Source organism: Rhodococcus sp. 06-462-5 (assembly GCF_002258315.1).
Taxonomy (GTDB): Bacteria; Actinomycetota; Actinomycetes; order Mycobacteriales; family Mycobacteriaceae; genus Rhodococcoides.
Genome location: NZ_NOYD01000018.1, coordinates 83,908 through 96,688, shown reverse-complemented (window position 1 = coordinate 96,688; position 12,781 = coordinate 83,908). Strand labels below are relative to the sequence as shown.

Annotated in this window: 15 protein-coding genes; 14 read left to right on the top strand and 1 reads right to left on the bottom strand. The window is 62.7% G+C overall.

Features of this window, described 5'->3' with window-relative positions:
• Positions 1 to 129: 129 nt before the first annotated feature.
• From CH251_RS12555 to CH251_RS12500, 12 genes are all read left to right on the top strand, one after another.
• A complete protein-coding gene (locus CH251_RS12555) occupies positions 130 to 1,683 on the top strand; it encodes an amidase (RefSeq protein WP_032391769.1) in 1,554 nt (517 codons plus the stop codon).
• Between the two features lie 85 nt (positions 1,684 to 1,768).
• Entirely contained in the window at positions 1,769 to 2,476 is a 708-nt protein-coding gene (gene nthB, locus CH251_RS12550) for a nitrile hydratase subunit beta (protein WP_032391768.1), read from the top strand.
• Entirely contained in the window at positions 2,473 to 3,075 is a 603-nt protein-coding gene (nthA, locus tag CH251_RS12545; RefSeq protein ID WP_032391767.1) for a nitrile hydratase subunit alpha, read from the top strand. Before nthB ends, nthA begins: the two co-directional genes overlap by 4 nt.
• A complete protein-coding gene (locus tag CH251_RS12540) occupies positions 3,072 to 3,500 on the top strand; it encodes a nitrile hydratase accessory protein (RefSeq protein WP_032391766.1) in 429 nt (142 codons plus the stop codon). Before nthA ends, CH251_RS12540 begins: the two co-directional genes overlap by 4 nt.
• Positions 3,501 to 3,804: 304 nt before the next feature.
• Positions 3,805 to 4,014 (top strand): CbtB domain-containing protein, encoded by a 210-nt coding sequence (locus CH251_RS12535; RefSeq protein WP_373454946.1) that lies wholly within the window; start codon positions 3,805 to 3,807, stop codon positions 4,012 to 4,014.
• Positions 4,005 to 4,799 (top strand): CbtA family protein, encoded by a 795-nt coding sequence (locus CH251_RS12530; RefSeq protein WP_032391764.1) that lies wholly within the window; start codon positions 4,005 to 4,007, stop codon positions 4,797 to 4,799. The genes CH251_RS12535 and CH251_RS12530 overlap by 10 nt, the downstream gene beginning before the upstream one ends.
• 32 nt (positions 4,800 to 4,831) lie before the next feature.
• A complete protein-coding gene (locus CH251_RS12525; protein ID WP_032391763.1) occupies positions 4,832 to 5,314 on the top strand; it encodes a group 1 truncated hemoglobin in 483 nt (160 codons plus the stop codon).
• 156 nt (positions 5,315 to 5,470) lie between these two features.
• Positions 5,471 to 5,671 (top strand): ferredoxin, encoded by a 201-nt coding sequence (locus tag CH251_RS28250; protein ID WP_080735640.1) that lies wholly within the window; start codon positions 5,471 to 5,473, stop codon positions 5,669 to 5,671.
• Between the two features lie 736 nt (positions 5,672 to 6,407).
• The gene (locus CH251_RS12510) at positions 6,408 to 8,291 is read left to right on the top strand and encodes a hypothetical protein (protein WP_094613499.1); all 1,884 of its coding nucleotides are present in this window, start codon (positions 6,408 to 6,410) and stop codon (positions 8,289 to 8,291) included.
• Complete coding sequence (locus tag CH251_RS27490) at positions 8,288 to 8,452, top strand: hypothetical protein (RefSeq protein ID WP_179273454.1); 165 nt, start codon at positions 8,288 to 8,290, stop codon at positions 8,450 to 8,452. The genes CH251_RS12510 and CH251_RS27490 overlap by 4 nt, the downstream gene beginning before the upstream one ends.
• Position 8,453: 1 nt before the next feature.
• The gene (locus CH251_RS12505; RefSeq protein WP_032391760.1) at positions 8,454 to 8,873 is read left to right on the top strand and encodes a hypothetical protein; all 420 of its coding nucleotides are present in this window, start codon (positions 8,454 to 8,456) and stop codon (positions 8,871 to 8,873) included.
• A complete protein-coding gene (locus tag CH251_RS12500; RefSeq protein ID WP_032391759.1) occupies positions 8,870 to 10,186 on the top strand; it encodes a hypothetical protein in 1,317 nt (438 codons plus the stop codon). The genes CH251_RS12505 and CH251_RS12500 overlap by 4 nt, the downstream gene beginning before the upstream one ends.
• A 314-nt stretch (positions 10,187 to 10,500) precedes the next feature.
• Here CH251_RS12500 and CH251_RS12495 read toward each other — a convergent pair whose 3' ends face one another.
• The gene (locus tag CH251_RS12495; protein ID WP_032391905.1) at positions 10,501 to 11,037 is read right to left on the bottom strand and encodes a helix-turn-helix domain-containing protein; all 537 of its coding nucleotides are present in this window, start codon (positions 11,035 to 11,037) and stop codon (positions 10,501 to 10,503) included.
• Between the two features lie 102 nt (positions 11,038 to 11,139).
• Between CH251_RS12495 and CH251_RS12490 the strand changes: the two genes are divergently transcribed.
• Entirely contained in the window at positions 11,140 to 11,919 is a 780-nt protein-coding gene (locus CH251_RS12490) for a crotonase/enoyl-CoA hydratase family protein (RefSeq protein ID WP_052053409.1), read from the top strand.
• Positions 11,916 to 12,701: an acyl-ACP thioesterase domain-containing protein gene (locus tag CH251_RS12485; RefSeq protein ID WP_032391757.1), complete on the top strand. Its 786-nt coding sequence runs from the start codon at positions 11,916 to 11,918 to the stop codon at positions 12,699 to 12,701. Before CH251_RS12490 ends, CH251_RS12485 begins: the two co-directional genes overlap by 4 nt.
• Positions 12,702 to 12,781: the final 80 nt, after the last annotated feature.

The following is a 12,781-nucleotide window of genomic DNA, read 5'->3' as shown; positions in this document are numbered from 1 at the left end:
GTCGCCACTCATTGACGCGTTTAATCTTGTGATCTACCGTCAATGTCATCGGTTCGAGGCGTCTGCACTACCGGTTCGGCAGTCGGTCGTTCTCGGCACAATCCATTGCTCGACGAGTGAGGTGTAGGCATGTCAGTTTCACGCCCAGATACGGATGCGATCGGCGCGGCCGCCGAACATTTCGGCCTCGAATTCGACTCGGCAGACCGTGAGGAGTTCGCAAGCCTGGTCGACGGCGCACTCGGCTCGTACGACATCGTCGACGAACTCTACGAGACGATCGCGCCCACTGCCCCAGACCGCGAGCACCGCGTCCTGTCCCCTACCGACAATACGCTCGGAGCCTGGTACGTCACCACGTCGATCACCGAAACCACTCCCGTCGATGATCGTCTGACCGCCAAAACGGTGGCCATCAAAGACAACGTCGCGGTCGCAGGGGTCCCGATGATGAACGGCTCCCGAACCCTGGAAGGGTTCATCCCCTCCCGCGACGCCACCGTCGTCACCCGATTGCTCGAATCCGGCGCAGAAATCGCAGGAAAATCGGTGTGCGAGGATCTGTGCTTCTCCGGTTCGAGTTTCACCCCCGCATCCGGGCCGGTACGCAACCCATGGGACCCCACCCGCGAAGCCGGCGGATCATCCGGTGGCAGCGGCGCATTGGTCGCCAACGGTGACGTCGATATCGCCATCGGCGGCGATCAAGGTGGCTCTATCCGTATCCCGGCAGCTTTCTGCGGAGTGGTCGGGCACAAGCCCACGTTCGGACTCGTCCCGTACACCGGTGCGTTCCCGATCGAACGCACCATCGACCACCTCGGACCGATCACGCGCACCGTCGCCGACGCCGCACTGATGCTCTCGGTCATCGCCGGTTACGACGGAAACGACCCCCGCCAGCCGCGCAATGTGACTGCAGGTGACTACACCGCCGGTCTCGATTCCGGAGTCGAAGGACTGCGCGTCGGTGTCGTCACCGAAGGCTTCGGACACGACAATTCCCAACCCGCAGTGGACGACACCGTCCGCGCCGCCGTACGACGGTTCACCGGCCTCGGCGCGATCGTCGACGAGGTCAGCATCCCCTGGCACCGGCACGCATTCCACGTGTGGAACGTCATCGCCACCGACGGCGGCGCTTATCAAATGCTCGACGGTAACGGCTACGGACTCAACGCCGACGGACTCTACGACCCGGAACAGATGGCCTACTTCGCCTCTCGGCGTCTCGAGTACGCGGATGCATTGTCCGAAACCGTGAAACTCGTTGCACTGTGCGGATATCACGGCGTCAACACGCTCGGTGCCGTCAGCTATGCCAAAGCTCGCAATCTCGTATCCGTAGCTCGAGCCGCCTACGACGCCGCACTCGAAACGTACGACGTACTGGTGATGCCGACCCTCCCGTACACCGCCAACGATCTACCCGGTCCCGACATCGACCGCGCCACTTACCTGACCAAAGCGCTCGGCATGGTTGCCAACGCCGCACCGCTCGATGTCACCGGCCACCCGGCGCTGACGGTCCCAGCCGGTCTCGTCGATGGCCTCCCGGTCGGAATGATGATCATCGGCAGACACTTCGAAGATGCCACCGTACTGCGTGCAGGCCACAGTTTCGAGAAGTTGATCGGCGGATTCCCCACGCCTTCTGGCACCACGAACCTGGCCTCCATCTAGAACCGCGCCCTAAGCGCCGCGCGGTACGAGTCCATCGCGATCCACCCCCCACCCGACGGAGACGTCACGGCAGGAGAAGTAAAAAATGAACGGAGTTTTCGACTTGGCCGGCACAGACGGACTGGGCCCGGTAGTCGTCCCGGAGAACGAACCGATCTTCCGCGCCGAATGGGAGAAAGCCGCGTTCGCAATGTTCTCGATGTGCTTTCGCGGCGGATTTTTCGGGGTCGATCAATTCCGCTTCGGCATGGAGTTGATCGATCCCGCGGTCTACTTGAAATCGCCGTACTACGAGCACTGGATCCACACAGTCGAGTATCACGGCGAGCGCACCGGGCAACTCGATCTCGACGAACTCGATCGTCGCACCGAGTACTTTCTCGCCAACCCCGATGCGCCGATGCCCGAGCACCACGACGATCCCGAACTGTTGGCGTTCATCAACGCCGTCGTGCCGGCCGGTGCACCCGCGAAGCGCGAGAGCAACAAGATCGCCCGTTTCCAGGTCGGTGACACGGTCAAAGTACGACGTGACTCCCCGCGCGGACACACTCGACGAGCTCGCTACATCCGCGGAGCGACCGGTGAAATCGTTCTTACACACGGGACATTCATCTACCCCGACACCGCAGGCAACAATCTCGGTGAGTGCCCCGAGCATGTTTACACCGTCCGTTTCGAGGCCGACGAGCTCTGGGGTGCCGAGACCGCCGAGCGCAACCAATCCGTGTATTTCGACGTCTGGGACCCATACATCGAACTCGTCACACCCCGAGGAGTGCAGTCAGCATGAGTGAGAAAATCCGCAGCCAGGAAGAGATTGCTGCGCGCGTCAAAGCGCTGGAATCGATGCTCATCGACAAAGGCATCATGACCACCCAAGCCATCGACCGTCTGGTCGAGATCTATGAGAACGAAGTCGGACCCCAACTCGGGGCGAAGGTTGTCGCCAAAGCGTGGTCGGACCCCGAGTTCAAGGCTCGACTGCTCGCCGACGCGACCGAAGCGTGCGGCGAGCTCGGCATCGGCGGCCTTCAGGGCGAGGACATGGTCGTCGTCGAAGACACCGCCAACATTCACAACGTCATCGTCTGCACCCTGTGTTCGTGCTACCCCTGGCCGGTGCTCGGGCTACCACCGAACTGGTACAAAGATCCCCAGTACCGAGCGGCCATCTGCCGCGAACCACGCAAAGTACTGGCCGAGAGCTTCGGCTACACCGTCTCCGACGACGTCGAGATTCGGGTGTGGGACTCGAGCAGCGAGATGCGGTACTGGGTCTTGCCCCGACGCCCCGCAGGAACCGATGGATGGAGCGAAGACCAGCTTGCCGAGCTGGTCAGCCGTGACTCCATGATCGGTGTCGGCCCCACTGCTCGGACGCAGCCATGACAACCTCGATTCGCCCCGACACCACAGAGCTCGGTGACGCACGCCGGCGAGTGGAGAAGCTCGTCTGCAGTCTGCCTGGCGCACCGGACGGGGACATCGCGTTCGCGTCACCGTGGGAGATCCGCGCATTCGCTATCGCCGTAGCTGCCTATGACGCCCGCCAGTTCGAGTGGTCCGAATTCCAGCTCTCATTGATCGATTCCATCACGTACTGGGAAGAGAACGAGGGTGAACTCGAGCGAGGGTCGTGGTCGTACTACGAGCACTGGCTCAATGCGCTCGAAACCCGCCTGTCGGGTAGCGGGCTACTCAGCGACGCCGACCTCGACGAACGCACAAAGACGGTACTTGCCACTCCACCCGACCGCGACCACCACACAGCGCACCTCGAGCCGATCAGTATCGATCCGGCCCGCACCCTCTGACAGGAGGGCCGACGGCGGGTGGCACTGCCGACCGCGACCCAGCGGCCTGCTCTTCGTCGGCGGCTGTCGGAATCCACCTGGCCGCGCGGGTGGAGGTGACCGTCCTCCTTGGCAGTAGCAGAAACCAGCCGATTCTGCGCATCAGATATGCCCTACAGCCGAGCCCGGCACCCGCCGGCGGTCCTCGAGAAGTGCGCACTCGTCGGGCCGCGGCGATCACCTGCGAACGAAGAGGGTTCGGCTGCGACCGACCGGAGATCGTCGCAATTCTGCCAAAAGCATTGATCAGTAACATCATTGGAAAGTGAGTACGGAAATGACCACGATCAGCGTTACACCCGACGCAGAACTACAAAAAGTCGCGGCATCGATACTGATGATCGCTGCGGTTCTGCTAGCAATGCTCACTCTGTATCTCGTCGGCTTCGACCAAGGCGCGATCTCTCGAAGCGGCATGCTGCTCCACGAAGTGATGCACGACGGGCGTCACCTACTGGGTCTCCCATGCCATTGAACACGGCCTCTTCAACCACGCACTCGACGTTGACGGGGTCACTGAAACAGCTGTTGGTCCGAGGCATTCTCGCCGGCTTCGTCGCCGGCATTCTCGCCGGCGGCGTCGCGTACATTACCGGCGAACACCACATCGATGCGGCGATCGCTATCGAAGAATCCCACGCAACCACGGCCGATGATCACAACGACACCGGCGCTCCCGCAGGCCACCACCACAACGACACCCCACTGGTCCCCCGAGACGGCCAGCGCGCAGGATTGTTCCTCGCCACCGCCCTGTCGGGTGCCGCGCTGGGCGCGATCTACGCATGTGTACTCACTGCAGTGCGAACCCGTTCCGGCTTGTCCGCCGCCGCTCTGATTGCCGCTGTCGGTACTGCGGGGTGGTTCTCCGTCGCTGCCGTTCCCTTCTTCGAATATCCTGCCAATCCACCCGCTGTAGGAGACCCGGACACCATCGATCAACGGACCATCCTGTGGTTCGCGATGGTGCTGTTGGGACTCCTTGCTATCGCCGCCTTCGTGTTCGTCCGCCACGTCGTTGCCACCCGAATCGCCTCGCAGGTACTACCCACCGTGGCAGCCGCAGTGGCCCTCATCGTCGTCATTGTCACCGGCTACGCACTGGCACCTGCCATCGACGAGGTCCCATCCGACTTCCCCGCCTCACTGTTGTGGCAATTCCGAATATCCTCGTTGGCAACACAATTGACACTGTGGTCCGCATTGATGGCGGTATTCGCTCTGCTGACCGAACGAGCCTCGCGACGAGCAATTTCCTAAGTCAGTCCAATCTATTTCCAGGAGAGAACACAATGAGTGAACAAGACAGTCTTTACTACCGCTTGGGCGGTCTCGAATCGGTCAAATTCCTGGCACGCATCCTGGTCACACGCGCGATGCTGAATCCTACGATCGGCCACATCTGGAACCACAAGACCGAAGCCGAGGTGCAGGAGGAGATCAGCGGCTTCGTCGAATTCCTGGGTATGCACTGGGGTGGGCCACACACCTACCACGGACCCGACATGGCGACCTCACACCGCGGAATGGGAATTACCGAGGAGTATTGGGACGCGCTATTTGCCGATATTGTCACCCCCGCCTACGAGGAGTTCGGAATTCCTCGGAGAGAGGCGGAAGAGGTCGATGCGTTCCTGCGCTCGTTCAAGTCCGTGATTGTCGGCAGCCCAACGTTCAAGGAGGTGCTGACAGCAAATCCCGACATGGACGTCATGGAAGGCATGAAAAGTGTGGGCGTCATCTGGCCCGCGCGAGCCTCCGCTCAGTCTCAGTGACACTCGCATGCAGCGATCTGAGCCCATCAGGCTCGAACGCGTCACTTTGCGGCATCGAACTGGATGCGCCACTCGGTGTCGAAGCAGTTCCCGTTTTCACGCCGATGAGCCGCAAGGTGCGAGGTCTTCCGCACCGGTCGGAGAGGAGCTTTCACTATGCCTGACAGCTCGATGCACGTCACTGTGTCGAGGACGTGCATAGGTGCCGGCCTGTGCATCGCGGTCGCGCCGGAACACTTCGAGTTTCGACGCGGCCGCGCCCAGAAAACGGACCGCCCCCTCGACAACGAGGCTGCCCGTAGCTCGATACTGGCAGCCCTGGAAGCCTGTCCAGCGGCAGCTATCACAGCAGTGTAGATGTGAACGCCCCTGCCGACAGAACGTGGCTCGCCCACTGTCCCGGCCCGTTCTTGGTCGCTACTGTCGATTCACTGCCCACGGCGTCGATCGTTGCCATCAGATCAACCAGCACTGCCGTGGCCGGCGATTCGTCGGCGATGGAGCAATACCTCCACTGGCACGAGCTGATCAACGAACTGAACCAAACCCTGCCTCTGATCACCGAATGGGAACGGCCGTCGAGTCGGCCGCTTCTCACAACTGACGTTGGCCGCGCGGTTGACGAGTGCGATTCACCGCACAGTGCACGAAATCGCGCACCGTCGAGGTACCGGCACTAAGTCACCAGCTTTCCGTTCACTTTCCGAACAAATCTGTCGGTTCTAATCCAGTCAGCGGGTCGTTGCCGGACGATGAGCACTGCCCCCCCCCCGATGAAACTCGATCCGCAAGGACCGGCGAACACTCGGCGCCGGCCACACATGACGTAATGCCAAGATCGGATGCTCGTCCCAGAAGTGCAGTTACCGCACCGTCAAGACATCTCGACGTCCGGCCACTGACTAACACGGGCATCGGATAACGCCCCGAGTTCGGATAATGCAGGTGGTTGCAAAAACGCAACACGGAAGTACAGGGCGGGCAGGATCTCCGGCTCGACCGATGTAGGCCAATCTGATTGCCGGCCACGACATCGCCGAACAAATTCGAGCCAAGGGTGTTCATATTGTCGATGTAGGGCCATACTCAGCGCATGTCCAACATAGGTGTTACGGCGAGTAACGTGTTTTCTAAGTCGCAGAGCGGTGGCGCGGCTCTGGACCAGGTCTTCGGTATGACGGCAGCCGCGGCCGTCGTGTCGTTGTTTCTGCTGTATCTGGCGTTCATGCACCGCACTCGACGCATCACGTGGTTGGCGAGGCTGGCGGACTACGCGGGGTCGAAGCTGAACTTGCCCGGCTGGGCTGCGTTGCCCCTGGTCCTGTTCGTCTCGACGATCCTGACCGCATTCTTCGGGTTCATCTGGGACGTCAGCCTGCACATCGGACGAGGGCGCGACGAGGGACCACTGGCCAACCCGGCCCACTACTTCATCCTGGTCGGCTTGTTCTTCCTGTTCATCGCGGGTGCGCTTGCGATCATTCTCCCGCTCGACGAGAAGCCCGGTCGCGCGGCCGTCAAGATCACCCGCACCTGGTATGCGCCCACGGGTGGTCTGCTGATCGCGGGCAGTGGTCTGTATGCGCTCATCGGCTTTCCCTTGGACGATATCTGGCACCGAATCTTCGGCCAGGACGTGACACTGTGGGGACCGACCCATTTGATGTTGATCGGCGGTGCCGGACTGTCGCTCATCGGAGTCCTACTGCTCGATCACGAAGGCAGACTGGCCATGGCCGCCGCACGGCAGACGTCCCGCGACGAGGTGGATGACACTGAGCGGGGTCCCAGACGCTCGGCGTTGTCGTGGGTTCTCAAAGCCAGCACGTTCGGCGGTCTCCTCATCGGGTTGTCGGTGTTTCAGATCGAATTCGACTTCGGAGTCGAGCAGTTCCGGTTGGTGTTCCAACCGATGCTCATCGTCGGTGCCGGAGCGTTCGCGCTCGTCGCAGCGCGACTGGTGGTGGGACGGGGCGCGACTCTGTTCGTCGTCGCATTCGCCGCCGTCATTCGCGAGCTGACAGCGTTCGTCGTCGGCCCGGTTCTGGGTGAACCGCACAACGTGTTCGCACTGTTCCTCGGGATCGCGGTGGTGGTCGAACTCGTCGGTCTCACTCCGCTCGTGGTGCACCGACTTCGATTCGGAATGCTCGCGGGGTTGACTGCGGCAACTGTGGGCTTGTGGCTCGAATCGTTGTGGATCGACGCGGTCTTCGTCTACCCGTGGCCGACGTCGATGTGGGTCGAGGCGCTCGCGATGGCAGTACCCGTCGGCGTCATGTGCGGGCTGACGGCAGGGCTGTTCGCGCAACTGCTCAGTGGAGACGGACTGCCGGCACCTGCCGTCCGGCGCACGATCGTCGTCGCGTTGGTACTCGTCCTCGGCGGCGCGACAGCCAACGGTCTGATGATCGACGTACCGGAAAACGCAACGGCGACAGTCACTCTCGCCGATGCCGCGCCGCAGGACGGTGGCCGGATGGTGACGGCAACGGTCCGACTCGATCCAGCCGACCTGGTATCCGACGACCCCGAGTGGGTGGCGATCCTGGCATGGCAGGGAGCCGGCGACACTCTGCGTGGTCTGGTCGTCGATCGCCTCGAACGGACCGGGCCCGGCATGTATCAGTCGACCCGTCCGGTTCCGGCGCACGGAACCTGGAAGACGTTCCTACGCATCCAGGACGGTCGAACCCTGACCGGCACGCCGATCTTCATGGCGGCCGATCCCGGCATCGGCGCGCCGGAGGTCTCGGCCGACGCCCAGTTCACACGGCAGTTGCAGAGCGAGACTGCGCTGCTGCAACGTGAGCGGAGCTTCGACCACCCGGCGTGGCTGTTCGGTGCCGCATCACTGGTCGTGCTCGTCTGCACTCTGGCAATGATCTGGGCTCTGTCGTGGGGCGCAGTGCGCATCAGTACCGCGACCCCGGGAGCATCGGTGTCACGCAGGACGCTGGACTCGAGCTCCGTATGACGGCTACATCCGACGTCGTCTATCTCGCGGATCACTCTGTGGTGCTGGCCATTCCGGCGGTCGCGCCTGCGTTGATCATCGTGGCCGCAGTGTTGTACGTCGTCAGGAAAGACCGCCGGGCCGAGCGGGCAGAGAAACTCGACCAAGAAGGAGAGCACTGACATGGGACTGTCGCCACTGCGGGCAGCGATCATCGGATGTGCAACGGTGGCGCTGGTGGCCGGCTGCGGATCGTCGTCCGGCGGTACCTCGCCCAGCACGGCAGAACCGGTGCCGAGCACCGACTCCACCGCGGCGGTGTCCGCGGAACCCGATAGCCTGCGGATGAATCTGTCGATCGTCGGCGGCACGGTCGAGCCGACCAATCAACGCCTCGACGCCTCTGTGGGGCAATCGGTTTCGATCTCGATCGACAGTGATATCACGGACGAACTGCACGTGCATTCAGTTCCCGAGCACACCTTCGAGATCGAGCCGGGCAAAGATCAGCTGTTCACGTTCACCGTCGATGTGCCCGGACAGGTGGATGTCGAACTGCACCACAGCGATCGCACCGTCGCCACGCTCGTCGTTCGTCCGTGATTCTCGCCCACGGCCTCGGCGGGTCGACCGATCTGCCGATTCCTGTCACCTACGCCCTGATCGGAGGGGCGTGGGCGCTGGCGGCGTCGTTCGTGCTGCTGTTGTTCGCGTGGCGTCGCCCCAGGCTCGACCCCACGCGTGTCGTCGTGCCGTTGCCGCGGACGACGGTCGTCGCAGATTCGGCGATCGTCCGGGGACTCGTCGGGGCGTTGTCGGTGCTACTGGCGGTCACTGTCGCCGCAGCATCGGTCTGGGGGCCACAGGATTCCGGCAACGCGTTGCTCGGCACCTTCTACGTTCTGGTGTGGGTAGGCATCGTTCCGGCGTCGCTGGCGTTCGGGCCGTTCTGGCGAATCGTGTCTCCGATGCGGGCACTACACCGCGTCGTGTGCGGACTGCTGCGTCGTCCGACGTCGGCGGCGATAGTCGCCTACCGACGCGAATGGGGCTGCGTACCAGCCGTTGTAGGACTCTTCGCATTCGTCTGGCTCGAACTGGCCTCACCCGACTCGGGCTCGGTATCGGCCGTTCGTCTGTGGTGCGCGGTGTACGTCCTGGTGATGGCGGTGGGTGCGGCGGTCTTCGGTGACGAATGGTTCTCTCGTGCAGATCCTTTCGAGGTGTACAGCGACACGGTATCTCGATTGTCTCCACTCACCCGAGATGCCGCGTCCGGCCTTCTGGCGCTGCGGTCACCGCTCGACGGTGCGGTGAGCCTGCCGGTGCAGCGGGGCACGGTGGCAGTGCTCGCCGTTCTGCTCGGGTCCACCGCTTTCGACAGCATCGGGCAGATACCGGCGTGGCGTTCGCTGGTCGACGGCTCCGCTCTCGGATCGGTGCCGACGAGAACTCTCGGGTTGATTGCCGTCATCTGCGTTGTCGGAGCGGCGTTCTGGTGTGCGGCCCGCGCCGTCGGAGGGGTGTCGCGTAGTCGTCGTTCCGCGCTTCCAGGGCTGCTCGCCCATTCCCTGATCCCGATCGTGGTGGGTTACCTGACGGCTCACTACCTCACGTACTTCGTCGAGAAGGGGCAGCAGACGATCATTTCGCTGTCAGATCCGCTGGGTAACGGTGCGAATGTGCTGGGGCTGCGGGATGCGTCGGTCTCCTACGTCCTGTCGAATCACCCGTCGGTCGTCGCCGGTATTGCCGTTCTGGCGGTGGTGGCGGGGCACCTGGTGGGCATCACCCTCGCCCATGACGCGTCGCTGCGCACGCTACCGAAAGGGCACGCGGCCACCGGGCAGCTCGCGATGATGGTCGTGATGGTGCTCTACACGTTCGGTGGGTTGTTCCTGCTGTTCGGAGCCTGAGCATCGTCCGCAAGGTGGGCATCGCGTTCGTCGAATACTGTCGCGGCACAGATATTCTAGACGGCTTTGCCGCATTCCCGCAAGAAGTACTGATCACCTCTGCTGGCCTCGACGAGAAGGCAGGAACAACCGGAGTCCAGGACCTCTGTGTCCGTGGACCGGCATCTTCGATTCTTTCCAAAAGCACTCCTACGACCCGATCCTGGGAGGCCACCAAGTCGTGGTTACTGAAGAAGTGGGCACAGAATCTCCGCGGATCGATCAGTGAAACCTGCGTGAAGCAGCCGGCATGGGTTGGTCCGTAATGCATCCGACTAGGAATCGGGTCCGTCTCGGCGAGCAGCGTCTCCAATCGCATCCGGGAATCTGTCGGTGACTGCGAGCGAGCCCAACATTCGTTCGGGGTATCCGGGGCCGGTTCGTGCGGTGACCTCGTTATGACGGACATCCGCGCCGCAGGCGCGGCAGATCACGGCTGCATCGAGTGTGTGCCCGCACGCTTGGTGCTGCAAGACGACCGGTACGCCGTCCGAGCCGCTCATCCATTTGTCTCCCCAGGCGTTCAGCGCGGCGATGACACCGAACAGATCGCGTCCTTTTTCTGTAAGGAGGTATTCGTGACGCACTGGTTGCATTTGATAGGGAGTGCGCGACACGATCCCGCCCTCCGTCAGGGTCTGCAGGCGGTCGGTCAATGTGGCCCGGGCGATACCGAGCGTGCCCACGAGCGCATCGAATCGCGATTCCCCGTAGAACAGCTCGCGGAGTATCAGCAGGACCCACCCGTCTCCGACGAGGCCGACGGACCGGGCGATCGAGCAGGGCCACCGATCGAAAGAATCACGCTTCACCCCGCTGACTGTATCAGTCTGATTTACAGACCGACTTGCCACAACGCTCATCCTCCCGATAGGTTCCCGTCAGTCTCATTACTGAACTCAGGAGGTCGGCGCATGTCCGAAACGGTATCGATGGAACGCGACGGTCATATCCTGTGGATCGGCTTGAACCGGCCCGCCAAGCGCAATGCCTTCGACCGGGCGATGCTCGGTGAGCTCGCGGAAGCATACGGTGTCCTCGAAAACGATCCCGATATCCGATGCGGGGTCCTCTACGCACACGGAGACCACTTCACCGCAGGCCTGGATCTGTCCGATGTCGCCGGCGATCTGGCGACGAACTCTCTGACGATCCCCGCTGGAAGCAGAGACCCGTGGCGACTCGACGGGCCATGGACGACCCCTCTGGTCGCTCTCGCTCATGGCTGGGTGATGACGTTGGGTATCGAACTGCTTCTCGCTGCCGATATACGGATTGCGGCAGCGAACTCTCGGTTCACCCAATACGAAGTGCGGCGCGGGATCTTCCCGTTCGGTGGGGCGACGTCGAGATTCCCACAGCAAGCGGGGTGGGGCAACGCGATGAGGTGGATGCTCACCGGTGCGGAGTTCGGCGCTGACGAAGCTCTGCGCATCGGGCTCGTGCAGGACCTTGCGACCGACTTCGCGGCGGGGCGAGACCTCGCGGGTTCGATCGCCTACGAGATCGCGAACAAAGCAGCGCCACTGGGTGTGCGCGCAACTCTCGAGGCCGCCTACGCAGCAACGTCGCAGTCACTTCCCGACCCTGGCGCACTACGAGCGACGATCGCCGCACTGCTCGCCACGTCCGACGCCGCCGAGGGGCTTCGGTCCTTCATCGAGCGACGCGACGCTGATTTCGCCGGGCGATGAGCCAGTCTTTCGAGCAGCTCGATCGCCCGGACACCGCGCGTTCGTTCGTCAAGCAGTACCGCATGGGTGTCGGTGACGCCGATCCCCAGGGTCAGGTGCGACTCGACGCGATCGCACGACTGCTGCAAGACGTTGCGCTGGACATGATTCACGAATCGGGGTTCCTCGACGAGGATCCCTTCTGGATTGTTCGTCGCAATGTGATCGATGTGATCCGGCCTCTGACCTGGCCGGGCGAGGTGAAGGTCGAACGGTGGTGCGCCGCGACGTCGAGCCGCTGGGTGAGTATGCGTCAACGTCTGACCGGCATCCCGACCGCTTCACCGTTCAACCCCGGCTACCGGCAACCCGGTCTCGTCGAAACCGAGAGCTTCTGCATCAACGTCACTCGCCGCGGTCTGCCGGCGCGGATATCGGACGCGACGCTCGATGCGTGGAGCACCGGCATCACCGAGACCAGATTGAGGTGGCGTCCGGTCAACCCGCCCGCGCCTGCGCACGACAGCGAGTTCACCGAATCCCGACCTTTCGCCCTGCGCGCCACAGATTTCGACTTCTTCGAGCACATGAACAACGTCGCCTACTGGCCCCCGATCGAGAGGGCATTACGCCAGCATCCCGCGATCACCGCGCATCCCCACCGCGCCGTCATCGAGTACTTGAAGCCCGTCAGATATCGAGCGTCCCTCGATACCCGCTGGGTAGCGAATGACAACGGATTCACCGTGTGGTTCCTCGCCGACGGTGTGGTGACGACCACGGCGACCGTTCGCCGTCTGTGAAACAAGTAGTCGCCGCCCATCGCGGTTCATGCTCTTTCGAGCGAGGCGTCGTTCAGTTCGGGTAGGCAAACGGGGATCGT